Annotated in this window: 25 protein-coding genes and 1 pseudogene; 16 read left to right on the forward strand and 10 right to left on the reverse strand. The window is 55.7% G+C overall.

The window, feature by feature from the left end:
* Positions 1 to 13: 13 nt before the first annotated feature.
* From merP to merA, 3 genes are read left to right on the forward strand one after another with little or no spacing between them, the layout of a single operon-like run.
* The gene (gene merP / locus LJ360_RS13645; RefSeq protein ID WP_011783481.1) at positions 14 to 316 is read left to right on the forward strand and encodes a mercury resistance system periplasmic binding protein MerP; all 303 of its coding nucleotides are present in this window, start codon (positions 14 to 16) and stop codon (positions 314 to 316) included.
* Positions 313 to 573, forward strand: a complete 261-nt coding sequence (gene merF, locus LJ360_RS13650; protein WP_264994287.1) for a mercury resistance system transport protein MerF — start codon at positions 313 to 315, stop codon at positions 571 to 573. The genes merP and merF overlap by 4 nt, the downstream gene beginning before the upstream one ends.
* Positions 527 to 1,969: a mercury(II) reductase gene (merA, locus tag LJ360_RS13655; RefSeq protein ID WP_264996046.1), complete on the forward strand. Its 1,443-nt coding sequence runs from the start codon at positions 527 to 529 to the stop codon at positions 1,967 to 1,969. The genes merF and merA overlap by 47 nt, the downstream gene beginning before the upstream one ends.
* A 160-nt stretch (positions 1,970 to 2,129) precedes the next feature.
* On the opposite strand, the gene LJ360_RS13660 is transcribed toward merA, so the two are convergent.
* The 5 genes from LJ360_RS13660 to LJ360_RS13680 are packed head-to-tail and all read right to left on the reverse strand — an operon-like array spanning position 2,130 to position 5,859.
* Positions 2,130 to 2,516, reverse strand: coding sequence for a DUF2384 domain-containing protein (locus tag LJ360_RS13660; RefSeq protein WP_264994288.1), 387 nt, complete (start codon positions 2,514 to 2,516; stop codon positions 2,130 to 2,132).
* A 53-nt stretch (positions 2,517 to 2,569) separates the two neighbouring features.
* Positions 2,570 to 3,280 (reverse strand): hypothetical protein, encoded by a 711-nt coding sequence (locus LJ360_RS13665; RefSeq protein WP_264994289.1) that lies wholly within the window; start codon positions 3,278 to 3,280, stop codon positions 2,570 to 2,572.
* A 47-nt stretch (positions 3,281 to 3,327) separates the two neighbouring features.
* The gene (locus LJ360_RS13670) at positions 3,328 to 4,674 is read right to left on the reverse strand and encodes a type II toxin-antitoxin system HipA family toxin (RefSeq protein ID WP_264994290.1); all 1,347 of its coding nucleotides are present in this window, start codon (positions 4,672 to 4,674) and stop codon (positions 3,328 to 3,330) included.
* Complete coding sequence (locus LJ360_RS13675; protein WP_264994291.1) at positions 4,661 to 5,326, reverse strand: metallophosphoesterase family protein; 666 nt, start codon at positions 5,324 to 5,326, stop codon at positions 4,661 to 4,663. The genes LJ360_RS13670 and LJ360_RS13675 overlap by 14 nt, the downstream gene beginning before the upstream one ends.
* The gene (locus LJ360_RS13680; RefSeq protein WP_264994292.1) at positions 5,314 to 5,859 is read right to left on the reverse strand and encodes a hypothetical protein; all 546 of its coding nucleotides are present in this window, start codon (positions 5,857 to 5,859) and stop codon (positions 5,314 to 5,316) included. Before LJ360_RS13680 ends, LJ360_RS13675 begins: the two co-directional genes overlap by 13 nt.
* A 253-nt stretch (positions 5,860 to 6,112) precedes the next feature.
* Between LJ360_RS13680 and LJ360_RS13685 the strand changes: the two genes are divergently transcribed.
* The 10 genes from LJ360_RS13685 (at position 6,113) to istB (ending at position 12,277) form a co-directional block, all read left to right on the forward strand.
* Entirely contained in the window at positions 6,113 to 6,460 is a 348-nt protein-coding gene (locus LJ360_RS13685) for a hypothetical protein (RefSeq protein ID WP_264994293.1), read from the forward strand.
* Positions 6,457 to 6,807 carry a metallophosphoesterase gene (locus tag LJ360_RS13690; RefSeq protein WP_264994294.1) on the forward strand — a complete coding sequence of 117 codons (351 nt, stop codon included), beginning with the start codon at positions 6,457 to 6,459 and terminating at the stop codon, positions 6,805 to 6,807. The genes LJ360_RS13685 and LJ360_RS13690 overlap by 4 nt, the downstream gene beginning before the upstream one ends.
* A 32-nt stretch (positions 6,808 to 6,839) precedes the next feature.
* On the forward strand, positions 6,840 to 7,151 hold the full coding sequence (locus LJ360_RS13695) for a hypothetical protein (RefSeq protein WP_264994295.1): 312 nt from the start codon (positions 6,840 to 6,842) through the stop codon (positions 7,149 to 7,151).
* A complete protein-coding gene (locus tag LJ360_RS13700) occupies positions 7,148 to 7,774 on the forward strand; it encodes a 3'-5' exonuclease (RefSeq protein ID WP_264994296.1) in 627 nt (208 codons plus the stop codon). Before LJ360_RS13695 ends, LJ360_RS13700 begins: the two co-directional genes overlap by 4 nt.
* A complete protein-coding gene (locus tag LJ360_RS13705) occupies positions 7,771 to 8,427 on the forward strand; it encodes a metallophosphatase domain-containing protein (protein ID WP_264994297.1) in 657 nt (218 codons plus the stop codon). Before LJ360_RS13700 ends, LJ360_RS13705 begins: the two co-directional genes overlap by 4 nt.
* Complete coding sequence (locus LJ360_RS13710; RefSeq protein WP_264994298.1) at positions 8,424 to 8,663, forward strand: hypothetical protein; 240 nt, start codon at positions 8,424 to 8,426, stop codon at positions 8,661 to 8,663. The genes LJ360_RS13705 and LJ360_RS13710 overlap by 4 nt, the downstream gene beginning before the upstream one ends.
* A 9-nt stretch (positions 8,664 to 8,672) precedes the next feature.
* A complete protein-coding gene (locus LJ360_RS13715; protein ID WP_264994299.1) occupies positions 8,673 to 9,140 on the forward strand; it encodes a nucleotidyltransferase domain-containing protein in 468 nt (155 codons plus the stop codon).
* A 205-nt stretch (positions 9,141 to 9,345) separates the two neighbouring features.
* Positions 9,346 to 9,552, forward strand: a complete 207-nt coding sequence (locus LJ360_RS13720) for an MbcA/ParS/Xre antitoxin family protein (RefSeq protein WP_143066680.1) — start codon at positions 9,346 to 9,348, stop codon at positions 9,550 to 9,552.
* Positions 9,553 to 10,044: 492 nt separating this feature from the next.
* Positions 10,045 to 11,550: an IS21 family transposase gene (gene istA / locus LJ360_RS13725; RefSeq protein WP_213480217.1), complete on the forward strand. Its 1,506-nt coding sequence runs from the start codon at positions 10,045 to 10,047 to the stop codon at positions 11,548 to 11,550.
* The gene (gene istB / locus LJ360_RS13730) at positions 11,537 to 12,277 is read left to right on the forward strand and encodes an IS21-like element helper ATPase IstB (protein ID WP_041336312.1); all 741 of its coding nucleotides are present in this window, start codon (positions 11,537 to 11,539) and stop codon (positions 12,275 to 12,277) included. The genes istA and istB overlap by 14 nt, the downstream gene beginning before the upstream one ends.
* A gap of 241 nt (positions 12,278 to 12,518) precedes the next feature.
* Here the strand turns inward: istB and LJ360_RS13735 are convergent, their stop codons facing one another.
* A complete protein-coding gene (locus LJ360_RS13735; RefSeq protein ID WP_218144780.1) occupies positions 12,519 to 13,127 on the reverse strand; it encodes a TetR/AcrR family transcriptional regulator in 609 nt (202 codons plus the stop codon).
* A gap of 191 nt (positions 13,128 to 13,318) precedes the next feature.
* Here LJ360_RS13735 and LJ360_RS13740 point away from each other — a divergent pair, with 191 nt between their 5' ends.
* The 3 genes and pseudogenes from LJ360_RS13740 to LJ360_RS20055 form a co-directional block, all read left to right on the forward strand.
* On the forward strand, positions 13,319 to 13,789 hold the full coding sequence (locus LJ360_RS13740) for a MaoC/PaaZ C-terminal domain-containing protein (protein ID WP_264994300.1): 471 nt from the start codon (positions 13,319 to 13,321) through the stop codon (positions 13,787 to 13,789).
* A 480-nt stretch (positions 13,790 to 14,269) separates the two neighbouring features.
* Positions 14,270 to 15,274 carry a hypothetical protein gene (locus LJ360_RS13745; RefSeq protein ID WP_264994301.1) on the forward strand — a complete coding sequence of 335 codons (1,005 nt, stop codon included), beginning with the start codon at positions 14,270 to 14,272 and terminating at the stop codon, positions 15,272 to 15,274.
* Positions 15,275 to 15,536: 262 nt separating this feature from the next.
* Positions 15,537 to 16,552: pseudogene (locus LJ360_RS20055) on the forward strand (IS256 family transposase); the annotation flags it as partial.
* 178 nt (positions 16,553 to 16,730) lie between these two features.
* Here the strand turns inward: LJ360_RS20055 and LJ360_RS13755 are convergent.
* The 4 genes from LJ360_RS13755 to LJ360_RS13770 all read right to left on the reverse strand — a co-directional run bounded on the left by LJ360_RS13755 (position 16,731) and on the right by LJ360_RS13770 (position 21,657).
* Positions 16,731 to 17,935 (reverse strand): IS3 family transposase gene (locus tag LJ360_RS13755; RefSeq protein WP_264994303.1). Its coding sequence is split into 2 segments (ribosomal slippage): positions 16,731 to 17,608 and positions 17,608 to 17,935, totalling 1,206 coding nucleotides; the frame shifts between segments, so codons are not numbered across the junction.
* A gap of 112 nt (positions 17,936 to 18,047) precedes the next feature.
* Complete coding sequence (locus LJ360_RS13760; RefSeq protein WP_264994304.1) at positions 18,048 to 19,208, reverse strand: acyl-CoA dehydrogenase family protein; 1,161 nt, start codon at positions 19,206 to 19,208, stop codon at positions 18,048 to 18,050.
* Between the two features lie 5 nt (positions 19,209 to 19,213).
* Entirely contained in the window at positions 19,214 to 19,990 is a 777-nt protein-coding gene (locus LJ360_RS13765; RefSeq protein ID WP_264994305.1) for an enoyl-CoA hydratase/isomerase family protein, read from the reverse strand.
* Positions 19,990 to 21,657 carry a long-chain-fatty-acid--CoA ligase gene (locus LJ360_RS13770; RefSeq protein ID WP_264994306.1) on the reverse strand — a complete coding sequence of 556 codons (1,668 nt, stop codon included), beginning with the start codon at positions 21,655 to 21,657 and terminating at the stop codon, positions 19,990 to 19,992. The genes LJ360_RS13765 and LJ360_RS13770 overlap by 1 nt, the downstream gene beginning before the upstream one ends.
* Between the last annotated feature and the right edge of the window lie 4 nt (positions 21,658 to 21,661).

Consider the following 21,661-nt stretch of genomic DNA (forward strand, 5'->3'; position numbering starts at 1 on the left):
GGAGATCTTGCTCATGCGTAAACAGTTTGTACTTGCCATGTTCCTCACTTTGCTCAGCATGTCCTCCTGGGCTGCGTCTCAAACAGTAACTCTCTCGGTGCCTGACATGACCTGTGCCGCGTGTCCGATCACCGTCAAGTTGGCCTTAAGTAAGGTGGAAGGGGTGTCGCAAGTTTCCGTGAGCTACCCTGATCGAGAAGCCGTCGTCACCTTTAACGATGCGCTCACTTCCATAGAGGCGCTCACCGAGGCCACGAGCGACGCTGGTTACCCCTCCACTCCTACGGCCTCAGAGGCGACTCCGGAGGGGCAATGAAGAATCCGAAGAACCTGCTCAGGGTCGGTATAGTAGGGACTATTCTGGTTGCACTATGCTGCTTCACACCGATTCTGGTCATTCTGATGTCCACCGTGGGACTGGCCACCCTGACGGGCTATCTCGACTATGTGCTTCTTCCGGCACTGGCGGTATTCATCGGCCTTACGGTCTATGCGTTCTGGCGGAAAAAGCACTATGACGCCAGCTATGAGAGCAATTCCAAAGCTCCAAGGAGTTTCCCCAGTGAAAAATGACAACAAACTGCATATTGCGGTAATCGGAAGTGGTGGTGCCGCCATGGCGGCTGCCCTGAAGGCGACTGAACGCGGTGCCCGCGTCACCCTGATTGAACGTGGGACTGTCGGTGGCACCTGCGTAAATGTTGGCTGCGTGCCATCGAAGATTATGATTCGTGCAGCACATGTCGCGCATCTTCGAAAAGAAAGCCCTTTTGACGCGGGCATCAGTGCTGAGGCTCCTCAGGTAGACCGAGCAAAACTGCTTCAGCAACAGCAGGCACGAGTGGAGGAGCTGCGTGACACCAAGTACGAAAAGATACTTCGAGAACACAAGGACATCACAGTCCTGAACGGTGAGGCTCGGTTTGTCGATACCAATAGCCTGGTAGTCACGCTGGCTGAGGGTGGTAAAAAACCGGTTCATTTTGATCGCGCCTTTATTGGAACCGGAGCCAGACCGGCAGAGCCGCCAATAACGGGGCTGGCAGACACTCCTTACCTGACATCAACCAGTGCCTTGGCGCTGGATACCGTTCCCAAACGGCTGATCGTGATTGGTGCCGGTTTCGTTGCCTTGGAATTGGCTCAGGCATTCGCCAGACTCGGCAGCAAGGTTACCGTTTTAGCCCGGAGCCGTGTGTTGTCCAGCGAAGATCCTACGATCGGAGAGGCCATAGAGGCGGCTTTTCAACGGGAAGGGATTGAGGTGCTTCGCCAGACCACGCCTAGCAACGTGGACTACAGCGACAACGAGTTTATCGTCGAGACGCCTGCCGGCACCTTGCGAGCCGACCAACTACTGGTGGCGACCGGTCGAACGCCCAATACCGAGGCCCTGAACCTGGCTAGCATTGGCGTGGAAACCTCACGCGACGCAATTCAGGTGGATGAGCATCTGCAAACCACGACCCCCGGAATATACGCTGCCGGAGACTGCACCAACCAACCGCAGTTTGTCTATGTCGCCGCTGCCGGAGGCAGCCGAGCCGCCATCAACATGACGGGAGGCGAGGCCAAACTCGACCTCAGTGCCATGCCCGGGGTCATGTTTACCGATCCCCAAGTTGCCACCGTTGGCCTCACTGAAGCCGAAGCAGTTGCAAGGGGTTATAGCGTGGACACCCGACTGCTCGACTTGGCAAACGTGCCGCGTGCGCTAGTCAATTTTGACACCCAAGGCTTTATTAAAATGGTGGCAGAGCGCACGTCAGGTCGTTTGCTCGGGGTGCAGGTTGTCGCAGCGGAAGGTGGTGAAATTATCCAAACGGCAGTGATGGCGTTACGAGCAGGTTTAACTGTTCAGGAAATCGGCGATGACTTGTTCCCTTATCTGACCATGGTTGAAGGACTCAAGCTCTGTGCGCAAACGTTCACCAAGGATGTAAAGCAGTTGTCCTGCTGTGCCGGTTAATCGCTCCGGCTCTGGTCAACGCTAGCACTGTCCAAAATTTGAACGTTCGCTTTGCGACCCGAGCGGCCAAATTGTGGCGGCATTTCACCTGTCTCGGGTAAACATGTAGCGCCATGGCGATCAACCTGCATCCGGCATAAACCATGGCGCTCCGAAAAGGTCACACCTGCGTTTTCCAATCAAAGTACCGGCGGGTCAGTCTCGGCCCATCCTGCGGATTAGCCAACATGAAAGCCAGTGGCGACAGCCCGCAAAACGGCTGATCCGTGGTGGGCTTTCGGATCCGCTCGGCAGCTCGATCGTCGCTCGGGTAAAGCGTATCGAGTGCGCGGGCGATTCCCATCAGATAACTGATTCGCTCAAGCACCTGCCCGGACATTTCAGCAGATTTGTCGGCCGTGAGTTCGTCGAACTCAGCCTGGCTCAGACCCAGCAATTGCTTCTGCTCGGCCTCCAAACAGCCCCACTGCGCCATGATGTGCCGAAACCCTTTCAGGGCGACCGCCGCCTTATCGGTGGGTACTGCTGGGCCTTCATTGCTTTCCATGTGGGTACTTCACCTTCAATTGGTAGGGATGGCATGTCGGACTGATCGCTGAATCAAGCCCGCGCCCCGGACTTTTCCATGAATTCGCTGATTTCCCGCTCCAGGCGGGCATGCACATCCAGCAGGTCGTCCTGGTCGACGGGCCGCTCCTTCAAACTGGTCCGGGATTTCTTCCGCTCGATCTCCGCGCGCTGTTCGGCATAGACGTGGTGCAACACACCCACCCCCAAACTGGCGCTCTCTTCCTCGTTCATGTGCTTGCGCAGCCGCTTGAACTGCTCCGGCGTGGGCGGAGTCTGGCGTTTAGACTCAATGTCCTTCTGGCGGATACCGAAAGCTTCGCCCCACAGCCTGACGGCGCGGTCCCAAGCTTTGGAGAGAGTCTGGTTCTCGGTGATGGCAATGCGCATGGGATTGCCCGGTGCGTTTACCTGGAAGTAACACTGTTCCGCCTGGTTCCCGCCGATGGTCCCGATGCCCAGGGTGATGCCCTGGAATCCAACACCCCGGAAGGGTTTGACCCGCGGGTGCTCGGTACGAATGAAGTCCAGGTATTTGATGGCCGCGGCCCGCATGGCCCAACGGGCGTCGTAGTACTCGGCACGGGTTTTCTGATAGCGGTGCCAGAGCGTTTCGGGCACGGCGTCACTGGGACGGCGCAGGCTGAAATACTTCTGATAGCGCTTGCCACGAATCGTTGCGGCAACACGCCAACCGTAAAAGCCGGACGAGAGCTCGCCCTTGTCGTAGAACTGAATCGCCATGGTTGGCCGAGTCATCCTTTTGTGGTGAGGTATAAATGTAAATGCATTTACAGACTAATGGGTACACCGATGGGCAAGACCCGTGGGTGTCGGGTCACGGATTTTGGCAGCGCCTGCCAGGCATCGGTGCGTTGTAGTTCAGTGAGGGCCGCACTACGGGATTGCAACCCGGCCCAGGCTCGATCCGGTGAATGTGCGAAGCGTTGAATGACGCTCTGCCAGTCTGGATTCCCACCCTTTTGCCAGTCTCTGGGCCAGGTGGCGCTCCAGGCAATGCCGTCTTCGTCCATCACCATGGGTGACACATCATAGATGGGCGTCAGTTCCAGGCCGTGGAACGTTCGATGGAACGACGTATTGCGCCCGTGGTTATCGCTGTTTCCGAGCAACCGGTTAATGTGATCCCGGATAAGGTATTCGACGAGCATTCCATCCGGATCACTGGCCAGGGGCAGAATGACTTCCAGCGCATCGATGTGGCTCAGCCGGGCACCGTTACCAATTTTTCCCATCACATTATACAGGGACTCCACCGGATAACGTTCCCCGCCCGGCCCGCGGTCGAAACGACGGACCCAAAGGGCATCGGGCTGCCAGCGTACTTCCGGCACATCAAAACCTAATGAACCGAGGGCCTTCAGGTACAGGTATTCAGCACGGAGAATGTCGATTCGATTCCGGCTTATCGGCTCACGGGGCCACTTCACCAGCCAGTAATCGGTAATCATACAGCTATCCGGTTCGTTGCCGTCCAGATAGAACTGACCGTCATCGGCTCGGTTGATCAGCAGTTTGGGGTTTTCACCGCCGGCACCCAGACCCGCCCAAATCGGGTGGATATCAGAAAGGCCGAGGGCTTCGTTGAACGGTTCGTATGGCCAATACCAGTCGCCGGCACGCTCAACATCCAGGGGAATGGAAGGGAAAAGGCCGTCGTCAACGCTCGGCCCTTTGATGCGAAAATTGCCAATGGGAGAGAGGGCGCCTTCTTTTAACAGGCGCACATCGTGCTGAGGGCCATCCTGGATCGTCCCGTCTTGCCACCGTGGTGACCGTAACCGCTTGAGCAGGCGCCGACGGGCCCAGCCGCTGGGAATCAGATCCCTCAGCAAGGCCGCGACCGCTTCGCCCTCATAGGTTTCGAGTACGTCGCCCGGCACCTGGGGACTGGCCCACTGCACGAATGGCAGGCTAATGACGGGTACGAAATCGTCTTCCTGAAAATCCTCAAGGCCGAGGGTGACTCCAGCAAGCGGGACACAGGTCCAACCGTCCTGGCGTTGATAATCCAGACGCATGGGACTGAGTAGGCCGGACTCCGGCCGGTCAATAATAATCCCCGCCAATGTATCCCAACCTGCCGGGCCCCAGCGCTCGAGTTCAACCACAGACATGGTCATCTCCTCTCAATAGAACCACAACGCGACCATCCACGTTCAGGGCCTGGCCGTCGCCCAGCGAGATCAGCCAGGGCCAGTCCCAATGAGAGTGCCCGAAGACCGTCAGGCCGGAATACCCTGTCGCCAGTGAAAGCGTTATACCGGGATCGCCACGACGGCGACGTTCAATGTCCTCCGGCCCCTGGTGCAACAGGATGATGTGCGGACGCCGTGCGGAGACCGACTCCATGACTTCCAAAAATGTTTCTTCATCACGCCGCTGGTGGCGCCTGGGGCTCCCTATGATGCCGCTGACGCCACCGACGCGCAGTCCGGCTGTGTTGAAGACCTGACCATCAAGGATTTGAACATTCCTTGGCAATGTCTTCGGGTCGGCCAGTTCATCGTGGTTGCCATGCACGGCGAGGACCTGTGGCACCAGCCGAGCGAATGCCTCGTAGACTTCATCCACCGGGCCGGTTCCACCGCGTTTGTGGCAGTCTGGGTAGTCGTACAGATCGCCACACAGAAACGCCGCCTGCGGCTGCGGAATCGTTCCTTCCCCCACTAATGCCATCAGCGCTTCTGCTACAGGCACCCCCATCAGCCGGTTGGCGCCGCCGTCTTCACGGCCCTGCAGGTCGGAGCTAAAAATCAGCGCGTCCACACCATCGGGCAGCCCAGTGGCCCAGGCCCGATGAAACGGCAAACGATTGCGCAGCGGTTTCCCTGACGGGCCACCCGTGCGATGAGGCAGTTCATGGAAAGGGGCCTGTTCAACACGGACGATGCACACCATTCTCCGTCCACCTGCTCAGCCAGCCAGCGGGCAACCCGCTCACAGATTGCATCGTTCTCCTCGGGTCCGACCAGGCGGCAGTCGCGAAAGGCGAGCGCATCGTCGATCTGCTTTTCGATGGGATCCCCCGGGCGCGCCACGACATACCCCATCGACTTGGCGCCGGGCTTACCCTGCTCGATGGCCTGTTGACGTTCCCGCACCCATTGCTCGGCGGCCTCACGGTCAGCAAACCGCGGTGGCCGACGAATAAAGAACCGCGTGGGGATCTCGAACCAGCGACCATCGCGGGAGTAGGCCACGATCTCACCGGACATCTCTGGTAGATAGGCGATGTCACTTTGAAGAGCTTCCAGAGCACCACGAAAATCCGCAAACGGCTCAGGGAACCGACCTCTCATATCAAATGCACGATATGCAAAGATGCTCGCCAGCGGGCCCGTGCTTAGCTCGTCCGCGTGGGCCCCATCGGCATCCAGGTTCTCCAGAATTTTGTTTTCACTGATTTTTTTAACCACTTCATGCCCTCCACCCTCTGGATGTTGCCCTCATTTTTCAATACACAGTGTAGTAGTGTGCTACCCATGAGCATTTGCATCTAGTTACGAAACAGATTACCGTAAAAAAATGAGACACCCAAGAGGTATGCGAAAAATGTCGAGCCTGTCGTTTGTCAACGGTTTTGTCACAACTGACACATTAAGTACCCACTCTGCAGCCTGTCTCCAGGCTGCTCCGATTGGGATCAGTGATGGCGAGAATCTTCTTGGCGTCGTGCTGGATCCGCTCAGCTACGAGGCACTGATGCGGCTAGCGGTTATTTACTGGCAGCAACACTCCGGGACGAAGCCGGATCAGACGATGAGCGAGGCCATGACCGCATTCATCGATATGGGGGAGCGGCTACTGGGCGAAGCTTCGAACAGCGTTACGGGTGATGGGCATAGCCGAAACCGACCTCAGCGCGACCCAAGCCCAGATGACGAGCAGCCTCCCTCATGAGACGAAGCCTGGTTGTCCATCAGCATTTCGGGTGTAACCGGTTTGGCAGGGACTGGGTCTGCGGCGATCTGCATGGCCATCGCGCGCTCTTGATGGCGCTTATTGAAGAAAAGCATATCGAACTGGGCGTGGACCGACTCTTTCTGTTGGGCGACCTGATCGATCGGGGGCCTCAATCAGCGGACCTGCTCAGCTGGGTCCTGCACACCGACAACGTCTTCTCGGTGATGGGCAATCACGAACTGATGTTTATCAGTGGTGCCACCGGCCGGGGTACCGGGAGAAACATCGGCGCATCGGCGGTGAATGGGTCGATGAGCTGGGTTTCAGTCAGTATCGCGATCTGACCACGGGTTGCGCGAACCATCTACCGCTGACCATGACGATCGAGACCGAACAAGGCCTGCTGGGGCTCGTGCACGCCCAGTCGCCGGTCGATGACTGGCGTGAGCTGGCCACGATTGAATACACCGACCAGGTCGCCATCGACTGCACCTGGCCGTGGAACCGAGCCACCGGTCCCGAGCAGACGATCGGGGGTGTGGGCACCGTCGTTTCCGGCCATATCGGTACCCATGGAATCGTTCAACGAGGAAACCAGCTCTGGATCGACACGCTGGAGGCATCGGGAGAGCCCACTCTTTTAACGGTGCAGGAACTCATCACGCTCGCGGGGTACGAATCGTCATGACAGAACAGGCCCCTGATAGCCCACTGCTCGTGGTGGACCTAGAGGCTACCTGCTGGGAGAACCGCCGGACGCCTGATGGAGAACCCCAAAGCGTCAACAATATGGAGATCATTGAATTTGGCTGCGCCCTGACCACCCGGCATGGAAAACTCTTGGACAGCAAGTCGTTTCTGGTCAGGCCAACCTGGTCACCCCAGCTCAGCCAATTCTGCACATCGCTGACCGGTATCGATCAATCCATGGTCGACGATGCGCCAGCATTCCCGGAGGTCGTAAGGGAGTTAGATGCCTGGCTGGGTGAGCTAACGGAATCGTTTGTCTGGTGTAGTTGGGGAAACTACGACCGATTGCATATTCTGGCCGATAGCACGAAGCATAACGTGGCCCCTGGCTTCATGTTGTCGCCCCATCTAAACCTCAAGCGGATCTGGCGTCGCACGACCGGACAGAAACGGAAAAACGGTCTAGCTCACGCGCTCGCCTACCACCACCTTGAATTCGAGGGGCATCATCATCGTGGTGTGGACGACGCAAGGAATATGGTTCGCCTACTCCCGTATATGGATTGGTCGCTCGAAGCTCAGTTGCTCACCCATCCAGGCGCTCAGGAGAGATCGCGATGAGGCTCGTGTGTATTTCGGATACTCACGGCATGCACCGGCGTATCCCCGAGATTCCGGACGGCGACATACTGATCCACGCCGGTGACAGCCTGGGCCAGGGTACGCTGGAAAATCTGGCCGACCTGAACGATTGGCTGGGCACCCTACCCCACCAGCATAAAATCGTTATCGCCGGCAATCACGACTGGGTCTTTCAGGAAGCACCAGGGTTGGCTCGGGAGACGTTAACCCATGCGATATACCTGGAAGACAGTGGGGTCGAACTTGATGGGTTGCGGTTTTGGGGCTCCCCCTGGACGCCGCAGTTCCTGGACTGGGCGTTTATTCTTGAGCGGGGCCAGGCACTGCGCGAAAAATGGCAGCTGATTCCGAAAAATACCGACGTGTTGATAACTCATGGTCCACCAAGAGGCATCGGTGACCAGGTAGCGGTGGATTTTCGCGCCAGGCATGTCGGCTGTGTTGACCTCGAACAGCGTCTGGAACAACTCACCGACCTTCAGGCCCACGTATTCGGTCACATTCACGAAGGCTACGGCCAATACCTGCGAGGGCAGACCCGACTCATAAACGCGAGCACCTGCACCACTCGATACGAGCCTACCAATCCACCCATTGTGTTCGATCTGAGCAAAACAGGAGATTGTCGATGACCGCTGATGAACTGATCGCCCGATTGAGAGCGTTGCCTCCGGACACACCCGTTCTGGTGGAGGGGTATGAGAACGGATTTGACGAGGTCATAGAGCTTAAAGGGCAAGACGTGGTGCGCTATCGTCATGCCCAGCCGTGGGATGGTCAGTATCAACCGCCGGAGCGCTTCGAAGAGCCGGCCGCCGGCATCATGCAGGCCGCCGTGATTCTGGGACGTCGTGGACCGCTGCGATAGGAGAAGCCCATGTCACAACGGAAGCGATACAACCTGACAGATTTGGTGGCGCAATGTGATCCAGCCGCGCCAATCCCAGATGAGCAGAAAGATTGGGACCACGCGCCCTCTGTTGGCTTTGAGCAAACGATCATGGACGGCCAGGTTGATATCGGCGACGTGATCCTCCAGTTCCGCGAGAGACTCGCTGATGACTATGATGTTATCCAACTGATTCTGTTCGGCAGTCGGGCTCGAGGAGATTATCACTCCGAGAGCGATGTCGACGTTGCGGTGATTCTGCAGGGTGTGCCAAGGGATTTAACCAAGTTGGAAATGGCACGCCGAGCCTTTGATGTGTTAGTGCAAACGGGCGTAAGGATTCAGCCTTTCCCCATCTGGGAAGCGGAATGGCGGGAACCCTCGAAGCACTCCAACCCGGATTTTCTGGCGAACATCACACGAGAGGGTTTGACAATCTGGTCGCGCAATAAATGACAAGTCCCCTCGACGCCCGCCAAGCACTCGACACCTTACAAATTAGTCTGGCCCATTGAGGTTAGTATGTTTTAGTAACAAGATTTACTAATTAGTAAATCTTGTTACTAATCAATATTATAATGACCCACCGGGGCCACCGCCGCGTGGTGGAGGTCAAGAAAACGCGCAGAATACTTTGAAACTACGGTGGGTGGTCAACGGCATGGATAGCGATCAGAAAGCTAAAGAACTCTTCGAAGACGCTTTAAAAAACCTTTTCGATGGTGATGAACAGCTCATCAGCCGCTGGCTGGAGACACCGGTACCGGCTCTGGCTGGCGAGTCACCACAGACACTGATGGGGACGCCCACCGGGTGTGAAGTTCTGGAAAGGTACATTAAGAAGCTGAAGTACGGCGACTACTCGTAATTTTGAGAGCTTGCCATTCTGGCCCAGTGGCACCCACCGGACGCCCTTTTCATGGTGCTTAGCTTTGCGTCAAATCAAGCACCGTGCTCTTTGGGCGACAACCCAAGCTTCCTTGACTAGCCCATCTCGGCGGGGCAAAAAGGTCGGCTTTCCAATGTTTGCCGCGGTCACATTGGCGCCCAAACCACAAAGCAGACCTTTTCAGGTAGGGGCCTACCTGAGCATTACGAAGCTGACAACCATTAAGCCAGAGGGGCAGTTGCTTTTAATCACTGTTAGCTATGCCATCCATCCGGTTGCTGGCCGTATGCCGGGACATCAAAATGAAATGAGCTCATCGAAAGGTCGACTTTGCCTGTTAATGGCCAATTAAAATGACCCACTACTGGCCATTAATTTTGACCCACCTCCGAGTGGCCGTCAGGCCACAGAACCAGCTACTGTCCCCGGCTTTTATCGATGGCCGGGGGCATGTCAGTGAAGGAGTGGGTTGTGATACACAAGATCAAGGCACTGCACGATAACGGCAAAGGGTTGTCGATCCGCGCCATCAGTCAGGAACTGGGGTTGTCCCGCAATACCGTTCGCAAGTATCTGCGGATGGATGAGAACGCGATTTCGGAACAGATAGAAGATCCCTCACGCACCAAGCGCCTCGATGATCACCGGGATTATCTGATTCATCTTCTCAAAGAATTCCCCAAGCTCAGCGCCGTCAAAATTGCCCGCAAGCTGCAAGCGAAGGTTGGTGAGTTGCCAGCTTCGGATCGTTCCATTCGCCGCTATGTGCGAACGCTCAAGGAGGAAGTGGCCTCAGCCCAGATGCGCTATTACGAACCCATTCTGGACGATGTGCCGGGTGTTCAGTGTCAGGTGGACCCGGGTGAGTTGCGCGGCGTGCTGATTGGTGGCGAAGAGCGCACGCTGCACTTCGTGGTGTTCGTGCTGTCCTACTCGCGGTTGATGTACGTGGGTCTGGCCTTCCGCCCACTGGATACCCAGACCTTTATCCAACTCCATAACGAAGCCCTGCGTTACTTCGGTGGCCTGCCGGAGGAATGCGTCTACGATCAGACCAAGCTGGTGGTCATCAACGAACAGTACCGGGAGCTGACCCTCAACCAACGGTTCCACGAGTATGCCACCACGGCCGGGTTCCGGATCCATGCCTGCGAAGGTTATGACCCGGAGAGCAAGGGCAAGGTGGAAGCTGGCGTGAAGTACGTCAAGCAGGATTGCCTTTACGGTGAGGTCTTCCGGGATCAGGAGCACGTGCGCCAGCACGTGCAGGACTGGGTTGAGAGCGTAGCCAATATCCGCATTCACGGCACCACCGGCGAACCACCCCGGGAACGCTTCGAACGGGATGAGCGAGAACACCTGGAGGCCTACCTGTCACCAGCTTGCGTGCAGCCGGTGGTCCACGAGACACGTCGAGCCGACAAGACCGGCCTGATCGCCTGGAAGGCCAACAAGTACTCTGTGCCCATGGCCTGGCAACAGGCCCGGGTGGGCGTTCTGGAGTCCGGCAGTCAGCTCCAAATTAGCGACCTGGAAACGGGCGATGTCATTGCCAGTCACGCTCTATGTTCCGACAAGGGAAAGGTGTTCAAGAACACCCATCACTACCGGGATCATGCCCAGCGGGTGGCCACCCTTGAGAGCAAGATCAACGACCTGGTCGGCAATGAAATCGGGCATCGGTTGTGCCAACAGCTCAAGCGTTCCGAGCCCAAGATCTACAAGGATCAGTTGGTGGCTGCCCGAGACCTGCTCAAGCGCCATGCGCCTGTGGATCTGGCGTTGATCACAACGCTGGCAGAACGCCCCGGCATGACCGCCACACGGCTGCAAAGTTACCTGGAAGCAGCCCAGGCAGCTACGCTGCGGGAACGGCAGCCGGAACCGCTGCCAGAACCACAGCAAGCGCTGGACCTGAGTGCTTATCGCCGTATTGGCCACTCCAGTGGCCAGGGGGTGACCCATGAGCCAGCTTGAGCAAACTGTGAGCCGATACCGCAGCCTGCGCCTGAGCGCAGCCGCCGACGAACTAATCAACCTGCTGGCCGAGGCAGAAGCCAACGAGATGTCCTACCTGGGCTTCGCGGACCGGCTCGCTGAACACGAACTGGTTCAGCGCCAGGACAAACGCATCCGCCGGAACCGGAAGATGGCTGCGTTCCCAGCGGAGAAGCGCCTGGAGGGCTTCGATTACCGGCACCAGACCACCATTACCAAACGTCAGGTAAATGCCTTGCTGGACTTCCAGTTCATCGACGAACGGAACAACCTGGTGTTTATCGGCCCGCCCGGTGTAGGCAAGACCCACCTGGCCATCGGCATTGGCTACAAAGCCGTGGAGGCCGGCTACCGGGTGCTGTTCCGCAACGCCCTGGATCTGGTGGAAGAACTGGAACTGGCCGAGATGAAAGGTGAGCTGAAAAAGCGGGTCAGCGCCTTGGCCAAATACGACCTGCTGATCATTGATGAACTGGGTTACCTGCCCATGACCCGGCAGGCCCGGTACAACCTGTTCCAGCTGATCAACAGCCTGTACGAATACCGGTCCATCATCCTGACCACCAACAAGGACTTCACCAGCTGGGGCGAGTTCTTCCACGACGACAACGTGGCGGTGCCGATCATTGACCGCGTCATCCACCATTCACACATCTTTATGCTGGGAGGAGAAAGCTATCGGCTAAAGCAGAAGACAACAAGCTAGACTATGAAAGGTGGGTCAATTTTATTGGCCAAAGGTGGGTCAAAATAAATGGCCATTGACATTGCCCTTTGCGTGCGAGACTTTCGGAACTGGCTGTATCGACTGACTCTATCAGTGTAGTGGCCCCCATTTAAACCGGACTGGGACCCGCAGCAGTGAAATGATATTAGGGGGTGTTGGAAGATAAACAAGCAAATGATGCTAAGGAGCGAATAGATCTGTATCAAGACGCTCCTTCGGATCAGGACTCCTGCACCTTTACTACCAGGAGCGGCTTGTCATCTTCAGCCGCGTTCGGTCCGGCCAATTGATTCCACATGGAATCGACCATGGGTTGAAGAAAGAGCTGCCCGAGCTGGCGAATCATGACGCCGATTACTTGACTGGAGTCACGGTGTGCCTTCGACGCAACGCCGACATTGCGCAAAGTCGCCACTTGTTTGGCAGCGAGATCGGTGAGCATCTCCAGAATACGGCCGCGGTGCCCCATGGGATCGAGCAAAGCCCGCCTGAGGTAACCGACTACCGCTGGGTTATCAGAGAGCATGTCCGCGACTGCTTCGTCACGAGCAGCTGCAATCTCCGCAGTGGTTCCTTCGAGGGGGACTTGCTCGATCGCGCCGAAGAACAAATCAACAATATGTTGCTCAATGGCCTCGCGCAGTCCGTCCTTGGTTCTAAAGTGGTGCACCACCAAACCAACCGTTACACCCGCCGCCTCGGCAATGGCACGCATCGAGGTCGCGTCCTCTCCGTAGTTCGCATACAGAGCGAATGCCGCATTGCGGATGCGTGCCTTCGCAGTCAAGTCGCTATTCAATTTAGGGGATACCCCCACCGTTTTCTTCACTATCTAACTCCTATGCATAGCCGAGTCTGTGTAGTTCCTCGAACATGACCGGACTATCAAGCTGGCGTTGGCTTTGTACGCTAAGCAGCCACGATCGGTCGGGACGTGCAAGGTTACCAGAAACGTTGATATTGTACCTTAGTATATTTTGCTATACAGTCGTATAGTGTTGATGCGTTCGGCAGGTGATAATGATGAAATCGTTTACTCCAACCTTTGTCCCAGATAGAGAGGACCTACGCTCCGGCTACCGGGTCGAGCTAGGCAGCTACACGCTCAGCAAAGAAGAAATCGTAACGTTTGCAACCCAGTGGGATCCGCAGTTCTTCCACATCGACGAGCGTCGCGCTGCGAACAAAGGATACTTCGGAGGCTTGATTGCAAGTGGTGTACAAACCCTGGCGGTATACCAACGACTCACCGTCGGTAGTCTCTTCCGGCACTGGGATGTGATAGGCGGCGCCGGTATCCGTGACTTGGAGTTCCGCCACCCGGTGCGTCCGGGCGACACTCTTACGGGATTCACTGTCATCGAAGATGTTCAGGGCCAATCCGAACGCGGCCGCATACAGGTCGCGTTAACGGGGGGATTAGTGAACCAGAGTCGCAGACAGGTACTTGCTCTGACGATGTTGATATATCTGCGGATGCCCAGCTTATGAGCGCTCACGCACCTGAACAATCGACCGGGATTTGGAGGGGCTCGCTCGCCCCCAACCTGCCCGGCCCGCCTCCGGCTGCCAAATCGCCGTTGGCTGCAGTTCGCGTAGAAGACACAACATTTCAAACCTTTGAGATATCCACCAGCCCAAGTCTGAGGGAGGTAAGTCAAAATTTTCACTTGACGATCCACTCAGTCGACAGCCACGAAAGTCAGCCTTCCTTTCTAGCGAAGCATTCCCCACCCTACGCACCACAAGGAGAATATGACGAATTAGGATAAAAATACCCCTTAAAATCGAACAAAAACAACATAATATAAGGAACTATATCATGAAAAACAAAGCCTTACCAACTTATTGTCAACTGTTATATTAATATCTCTGATTGTATCTACCGCTAATGCTACAACGCTTAATTTTGCTTCTCCCTATCCATCTGGATCATTACCAACAAATGTCGTTGAGCAGTGGGCCTCTAAGGTGAACGAATATTCAAGCGGCAAGGTCTCCGCTAAAGTGTTCCCTCTTTCTCTTCTGAGCGCAGCTGAAGCATCCCCAGGAATAAGGGACGGAATTGCTGATGTTGGATTCGTAATCATGGCTTATTGGCCGGGAAGTTATGCTCATAGCAATATGGTTAATGAGTCCGCAATGCAAATGAAACTTATCAGTGAAAATAACTTAAATGGTAAGGGGACCTTTGCTTTTCAGGGGGCGATGGCTGAATTCATACTCCATAGCTGCCCTGAGTGCTTAAATGAATATCAATCTCAAAATCAGGTGTATACAGCTAACGTGACTACAGCAAATTATGCCCTACTGTGTAACAAGAAAATAACGAAGCCTTCAGAGATGAATGGTACTCGGGTTAGAGCCGGGGGATCTCACTGGGCTCGTTGGTTGAAAGAGTTTGATGCCACGCAAGTTAATATGACAATTAACGATATTCGGGAAGCGTTATCCCAAGGTGTCGTTGATTGTACATTGGCACAGCCTTCTGAGCTTCGAAATCTTGGACTTTCAGAGGTAGTAAACCACGTGACAATTGACCTGCCAGGCGGCGTTTATGCTGGTGTTGGTGGGGCTACCTTTAACAGGGATACATGGAGAAGCCTTGACGTTGATCAGCGCAAGGCAATCCTAAAAGCCGGAGCATTTCTAACTGCCGAAATAGCTTGGCAATCAGAGCTTCAGGCAAGAGAGGTTATGGAAGATTTCAGGAAAAATGATGGCCAAATGCATTATGCATCTGAGCAGTTTGTAAAACTAACAAAGGAATTCATTGAAGATGATATGTCTGAGCTGGTCTCATACTACGAAACTAAACACGGAGTTAAAAATGGAGACGCCTTGCTCAGCGATTTCACTGAGATTCTGAGAAAGTGGGTTGATCGTGTAAAGGAAGCTGATAGTTCGGAAGAGCTTTCGGAAATTTATTGGGAAGAAATATTTTCGAAAGTTGATGTATCGAAATATGGGTTATAGAAAGACCGCTTATATTGATATTTAAATAAAAAGCATGGCGACATGGCTGTATGCTGCAAGATCGACTTTGCTCTATGCAAAAAAAATATAAATAGGCCATTCGCCATACTCAGCCTCATCCACGAACGTTCTAGTGGCGTAGTCTGAAACTGCTACCCTGCAGTGTCGCTCGACGACATCCGAACTTTTGGCATTATTCTCTGTCGAGAAATGCCTGAATGATTATTTTTTGCCATTGCTGCGAGCGGTCGATTGTTGGTGCCGTGGCACCAGCAACAGCCGTAAGGGATATCCGCCAAGCACCTGAAGGGTTAGCACGGAGCAATGCCAATAACGTCTCCTCGTGACCGGGACGGTTCCGTTGGACCTCAGTCCATCTTCATAAGACAGACCCGCCTGACAAGATTGACGACCAGATCCTGGCGCTTTACACCAAGAGCCTGAGCAGCCGGGAAATCGTGGCCCCCTGCAAGGAGGTTTGAGACGCGGAAATCTCGACCACGTGCTTGTCCAAGGTGGCCGAACGTGTGATCGACACGCTTCACAAATGGCAGCATCGTCCGGTTGATCCAATTCCCCACATCGTCTATCTGGGCTGCTGCGTCGTTCTGAACATTCGTCAGGACAAGAGAGTGATCAACAAACTTGGCCATGGGCATCGAAATGGAGGGCCTGAAGGAACTGCTAGGCCTCTGGCTAGCCAAGACAGAGGGTGCGAAGTTCTGGCTATAGTTCTGACGGAACTGAAGAACTGTGGTCTGGAGGATATACTGATCGTCCGTCTGGGCTGCCTCAAATGCTTTGCAAATGCCATTGCTGCTGAGTGGCCCAGATCAAGGTGCAACTGTGCATCGTGCACATGATTCGTTAAGTATCCGGAACGGCAGAACAGAGCCGATACAGCCGATCTGAAGTACATCTATCAGAACACGAGGCCCGGCAGGCGCTGGTAGCCTTTGGCGAACCTGCAACAACCCGTGCCCTCAGATCTCCCTGATTCTGGCACTACTATTGGAACAATCTCATCACGCTCTTCGAGTCCCGCCCGGCCATCCGGAAGGTGATCTACACCACCAATGCCATTGCGTTACTGAATAGCGTCATCCACAAAGCCACCAAGCGTCTCAAGCTTTCCACCACGGATAACTCAGCACTGAAAGTGGCCTTCTTGGCGATCCAGCAGGCCTCAAAGAAATGTACCATGCCAATCCGTGATTGGGGCCGGCATTGAATTGCTTTTGTATCGAGTTCGGTGACCGCCTGGACGGCCACCTGTAATGTGGAGGGTAGTTACACAGATTTATTTACAGTCTCATCTAGGCAGCTGCCCGCAGTGTTAATGCGTGGCCCAGAGGATGCTCCATCTCCATTCATCGGCTACCTTTATCACGGGACATTGTTATCAATGTCCCGGTCTGCATCTGTAGTTGCCCCCGCTAAACCGAACACCACCTCATCAATTTGATGCCAGTTCCGCCCGGTATTCCCAGGGCGATTTCATTTTCAGTCCCTTATGCGGATGGCTGCGATTGTAGTCTTCGATCCACTCCGGCAGTTTCGCCATCACAGAGGCTGCATCAGGAAGATCGTTCAGGTAAACATAGTCCCTTTTGAACGTCTTCACGAAGGCTTCAGCCATACCGTTGCTCTGAGGGCTTCTCACAGGCGTGGTGCACACCACAAAACCCAGAGAGGATGCGAAGGTTCGCGTTTCTTTGGCAATGTAGCAACTGCCATTGTCCGTCAGCCATTCCAACGGATGTGGGACCTGTTCTGACTGGCCGAAGCGGTACTCCAGACTTTCCAGCAGTAAGTCCTGAACCATCTCGGCGGTGATTCCGCCGGTGGTCGCCACGTAGCGCATCAGTTCGCGGTCACAGCAGTCTAGGCTGAAGGCCACACGAACTACCTCTTTGTTCCAGCAACGGATCTCGAAGCCGTCTGAGCACCAGCGAAGGTCTGGCTTCAAGGTGATGACCTGGCCGTTATGGCAGCGCTCCTGGGGTCGGCCCGTGTAACGGGGCAACAACAGTCCATCCTGCTTCATCAATCGGTACACGCGCTTGTGGTTCACTCGCTCATCGTTGGCTGCAAGCAAACGATTCAGCCGAGCAGTGATCCTTCGATAACCATTGGCAGCACGGGCATCGCACAGCTCTCGGATGAACGGCAAATGCCGGTCATCGTCCTGCTTGTCGTATCTAGGACTTCTCCCTTTCTGGCGACCATGAAGGCGATCCAACAGGTTGGAGCGCGATACCTTCATTACCTCCGCAACCCGTTTCAGAGGGTATCGTCCGGTGGCAGCAACGGCATGCGCGAGATCAACTTTTTTGACTGAGCCACCTCCAGGGCTTCCCGGAGTATTTCAGCTTCCATTGTCTTGCGGCCCAACATCCGCTCCAGCTCCCGAACCTTCTTATTCAGGGCCTTCACCTCGGATGCACTGACAACCTCATCACCGGATTCAATCGCGGACATGCCACCGTCTTTCATCAGCTTCTTCCAACGGAACAAAAGACTTGCTGATATACCATGACGTCGTGCGACAAGCGATACCGACATGCCAGGCCGCTCACACTCCGCGACCATGAATGCCTTCTCCTGCGCGGAATACCGGCGACGACGCTGCACTCCGGTTATGACTTCGATTCTCTCCACCTTGGACACTCCTTTGCACTAGGTCTATGCCTAGGCCTTTGCTTCTAACAAGGTGTCCGGTTTAAATGGGGGCTACTACAGCATCGCAACGATAGTATGCTAACAGGTTCCGTCAAAGTGATCGCCCGATCAGCTCCTTCATGATCTCGTTGGTGCCACCGTAGATTTTTTGCACCCGCGCAGCGGCGTACATCTGCGCGATTGGATACTCCATCAAATAACCATAGCCGCCGAACACTTGCAGACAACGGTCGATGATGGCGACCTGCTTGTCAGTACCGAGCAACTTAGCCATTGAAGCGGTGGCAGGGTCGAGATCACCGTCCATGTAGCGCTGGACGCAGTGATCCATAAAGGTTTTCGCGGCCAAGACCTCGGTCTTGCACTCGGCAAGCACGAAGCGCGTGTTCTGAAAATCCAGGATTGGCTTGCCAAACGCCGTCCGTACCTTGGCATACTTGATCGCCTCCAAGACTGCGGCTTCGGCCATCGCGACACCGGCAATCCCGATAATCAAGCGCTCACGGGGTAGCTGCTCCATCAACTGGAAAAAGCCCTGGCCTTCTTTGCCACCAAGCAAATTCTCCGCGGGTACGCGCATGTCAATGAAGGTAAGCTCGCGCGTGTCCTGGCCGTGTTGCCCAACCTTCTGCAGCACCCGTCCGCGCTCATAGCCCTCGACCTTGTCCACCTCGACCACGAATAATGAAATACCACGGGCGCCTTCTGACGTGTCAGTCTTAGCCACCACAACCATCAGGTCAGCGTGGGTGGCGTTCGAGATGAACGTCTTTGACCCATTGATCACGTAGTGATCACCGTCGCGGATCGCGGTCGTACGCACTGCCTGCAAATCCGAACCCGTGCCGGGCTCGGTCATAGCGATGCCAATCACCTTCTCACCGTTCGCCATTGCCGGAATCCAGCGTTGCTTCTGCGCCTCTGTTGCATAAGCCGCTATGTAATGGGCGACGATGGTCGAGTGTACGCTGAATCCGAACGCAGTGTCTCGGGCCAGCGCCAGCTCCTCTTGGACCACGGCCTCGTGGCCGAAGTTGCCACCACCACCACCGTACTCATGGGGCAGGCCAGTACACAATAAACCAGCAGCGCCGCTTTTGTTCCATAACTCACGGTCAACCTGGTGCTGCTCAGCCCATCGCTCCTGGTTAGGCGTGACTTCGCGGGCGAAGAACTTGGCCGCTTGGTCGCGCAGCAACGTGTGGTCCTCGGCCTCCCAAGGTGCCTTATAATCGGGAAACAATTCGCTCATGGTGTTTACTTTCCTGTGTAGTGAGGTGCTCGCTTCGCCAGAAAGGCGGCCTGACCCTCGTGGCTGTCGGCTGAGTGGATTGCCAAATGAAAGTTCTGCTTTTCATACTTGAGACCATGGCTGAGTGATGTCTCAAAGGCCTGCAACGCCGCGTCTTTGGCCAGCGCTACGGCCAGCGGCGAATTGGCGGCAATATGTCCAGCCATTGCAAGTGCTTGGTCAAGAGCCTCACCCTCTGGGACCACGCGGGCGACGATGCCATCGGCGCATGCGTCAGCCGCACTGATGAAATTGCCAGTTAGCAGCATGGTCATTGCCTTGGCTTTGCCTACCGCGCTTACCAAACGCTGCGTGGCGCCGCCGCCGGGGATGACGCCGAGCTTCACCTCGGGCACCCCAAATTTCGCGGTTTCAGCTGCGATGACGATGTCACAGGCAAGGGCAAGCTCACAGCCGCCGCCCAACGCCAGGCCCTCTATAGCGGCGATAACGGGCTTGGGAAAGCCTGCCAAGTCATCCCAGAACGTACCACCAAGGGCTTTGCGCGGGCCGATCAGCGCATCCTCACGAATACGGTCAAAGGCAGTGATGTCGGCGCCCGAGCAAAAGTTCCCAGCGGCACCGTGGATTACTACGGCACGCACACTGTCGTCGTACTGAAAAGTCACCAGCGCCTGTCCCAGTGCGCTTAAGACTTCTTCGTTAAGTGCATTGCGGGCTTCTGGCCGATTGAGTTCGAGGATAACGATGGATTCGTTGCGGCGGATATTGAGAATAGCCATCAGATGTCCTTGTAGATATCTTTATAAGTGGCGCGGATCGACTTCTTGTCGAGCTTGCCGACGCTGGTGCGGGGCAACGTTTCGAGAAACAAGGCAGTATCTGGCAGCTGCCACTTGGCGAAATTGGGTGTTAGAACTTCGTGGATCTCGTCCAGCGGCAACTCGGTGCCGTCGTCGGTAACCAACAGGGCGACAGGGCGCTCCTGCCACTTGGGATGCTCAATGCCAACAACTGCAGCATCGCGGATGCGCGGGTGTGCGATCAGCGCATTTTCCATGTCGATGGAGGAGATCCACTCGCCGCCGCTCTTGATCACGTCTTTTAGACGATCGGTCAGCTTGAGGTAGCCGTGCTGGTCGATCGTGCCGACGTCACCGCTCCGCCAGTAGCCGTCGAGGAAGCGATCTCCATCGTCGTCAAGCTTATGATACTTCTCGATGATCCAAGGTCCTCTTAATAACACCTCGCCCTGGGAAATGCCGTCGAAGGGCACATCCTTACCGGCACCGTCAACAAGTCGGAAGTCGACGCCCGATACCATCAAGCCTTGGCAGCGCTTGCGGTTCCATGTTTGCTCGTCGCTCAACACTTCGCGCAGCGACGGTTTAAGCCCCTTGTTGACCGTGACCAGCGGAGTGGTCTCGGTGGCGCCATAGGCGTGAATAATGTCGGCCCCGGTTAGATCATAAAAGCCACGCATCAGACTCAAAGATGGCTCGGTGGCACCGCTCAGCAGCCTCGCACGGCTGAAGTCGGGCTTGTTGTCCAGTGATCGGATGTACTCCAGCATCGGTGTAAAGATCGCTGGCGCACCGTTAGCTACAGTAACCTTTTCTTCTATCATTGCATCGACCAAAACCGACGTATCCTCAGCGACGTAGCGGCCTGGCAGGACGACTTTAGCCATCGCCTGGACGGCGGCCTGCGGAAGACCCCAGCACTGACCGTGGAACATCGGCGTAATGAGCATGGCGGTGTCGTCACTACTCATGCCGATCACACTGTCCATCGCCAAGGTGTGCAGATAGATACCGCGGTGGGAGTAGTAGATTCCCTTGGGCCTACCGGTGGTGCCTGTCGTGTAGCAGGCGCTGTAGGCCGACGTCTCGTCCACCATCGGCCAATCGATGTGTTTATCTTCTGCCCGGAGCAGATCCTCGAAGTGATGCACGTTCGTCAGGGTCGTGCTGATCTGCGACAGCGGACGGTCGGTCATCACGATCCAGCCTTTGACTTGAGGCACCAGCGGAGCGAGCTTCTCTGCAATTGGCAGCAGGGTCTCGTCAACTAGAATCCAGGACGCCTCACTGTGGTCGGTAACATAGCCCAAATCCTCGGGCGCCAAACGAAGGTTCATCTGCAGCATGACGGCAGCGAGGCCGGGGATCGCCCAATAAAGCTCGAAATGTCGGCGACTATTCCAGTCCAGGATGCCAACTACGTCCCCAGGGCCGACGCCGAGTCTGCGCAATGCGTTGGCCGCCTGACAGATCCGGAGGTAGGACTCGCCGTAGGTGTACCGGTCCCAGCCGCCATCGGCGGTACGGTAGACGATTTCTTGTTCTGGATAAGTCCGGGCCGCATGCCGAATCATGGTCGTTGTGTTGAGCTGGTAGCTGTCACCATGGGTGGAAGGACGGCCCTTAGTAATATATGTCGATTGCATATCT

This window comes from Marinobacter sp. AN1, assembly GCF_026013985.1.
In the GTDB taxonomy this organism is placed as follows: Bacteria; Pseudomonadota; Gammaproteobacteria; order Pseudomonadales; family Oleiphilaceae; genus Marinobacter; species Marinobacter segnicrescens.

Bases quoted from the DNA above. Each gene is read 5' to 3' on its own strand.
- LJ360_RS13685 (WP_264994293.1), top strand. From the start codon at position 6,113: ATGTCGAGCCTGTCGTTTGTCAACGGTTTTGTCACAACTGACACATTA.
- LJ360_RS13770 (WP_264994306.1), bottom strand. From the start codon at position 21,657: ATGCAATCGACATATATTACTAAGGGCCGTCCTTCCACCCATGGTGAC.
- LJ360_RS13710 (WP_264994298.1), top strand. From the start codon at position 8,424: ATGACCGCTGATGAACTGATCGCCCGATTGAGAGCGTTGCCTCCGGAC.
- LJ360_RS13740 (WP_264994300.1), top strand. From the start codon at position 13,319: ATGATGAAATCGTTTACTCCAACCTTTGTCCCAGATAGAGAGGACCTA.
- merP (WP_011783481.1), top strand. From the start codon at position 14: ATGCGTAAACAGTTTGTACTTGCCATGTTCCTCACTTTGCTCAGCATG.
- LJ360_RS13660 (WP_264994288.1), bottom strand. From the start codon at position 2,516: ATGGAAAGCAATGAAGGCCCAGCAGTACCCACCGATAAGGCGGCGGTC.
- LJ360_RS13720 (WP_143066680.1), top strand. From the start codon at position 9,346: ATGGATAGCGATCAGAAAGCTAAAGAACTCTTCGAAGACGCTTTAAAA.
- LJ360_RS13715 (WP_264994299.1), top strand. From the start codon at position 8,673: ATGTCACAACGGAAGCGATACAACCTGACAGATTTGGTGGCGCAATGT.
- LJ360_RS13690 (WP_264994294.1), top strand. From the start codon at position 6,457: ATGAGACGAAGCCTGGTTGTCCATCAGCATTTCGGGTGTAACCGGTTT.
- LJ360_RS13760 (WP_264994304.1), bottom strand. From the start codon at position 19,208: ATGAGCGAATTGTTTCCCGATTATAAGGCACCTTGGGAGGCCGAGGAC.
- LJ360_RS13700 (WP_264994296.1), top strand. From the start codon at position 7,148: ATGACAGAACAGGCCCCTGATAGCCCACTGCTCGTGGTGGACCTAGAG.
- LJ360_RS13680 (WP_264994292.1), bottom strand. From the start codon at position 5,859: ATGAGAGGTCGGTTCCCTGAGCCGTTTGCGGATTTTCGTGGTGCTCTG.
- merA (WP_264996046.1), top strand. From the start codon at position 527: ATGAGAGCAATTCCAAAGCTCCAAGGAGTTTCCCCAGTGAAAAATGAC.
- istB (WP_041336312.1), top strand. From the start codon at position 11,537: ATGAGCCAGCTTGAGCAAACTGTGAGCCGATACCGCAGCCTGCGCCTG.
- LJ360_RS13765 (WP_264994305.1), bottom strand. From the start codon at position 19,990: ATGGCTATTCTCAATATCCGCCGCAACGAATCCATCGTTATCCTCGAA.
- LJ360_RS13665 (WP_264994289.1), bottom strand. From the start codon at position 3,280: ATGGCGATTCAGTTCTACGACAAGGGCGAGCTCTCGTCCGGCTTTTAC.
- LJ360_RS13695 (WP_264994295.1), top strand. From the start codon at position 6,840: ATGACGATCGAGACCGAACAAGGCCTGCTGGGGCTCGTGCACGCCCAG.
- LJ360_RS13670 (WP_264994290.1), bottom strand. From the start codon at position 4,674: ATGTCTGTGGTTGAACTCGAGCGCTGGGGCCCGGCAGGTTGGGATACA.
- LJ360_RS13705 (WP_264994297.1), top strand. From the start codon at position 7,771: ATGAGGCTCGTGTGTATTTCGGATACTCACGGCATGCACCGGCGTATC.
- merF (WP_264994287.1), top strand. From the start codon at position 313: ATGAAGAATCCGAAGAACCTGCTCAGGGTCGGTATAGTAGGGACTATT.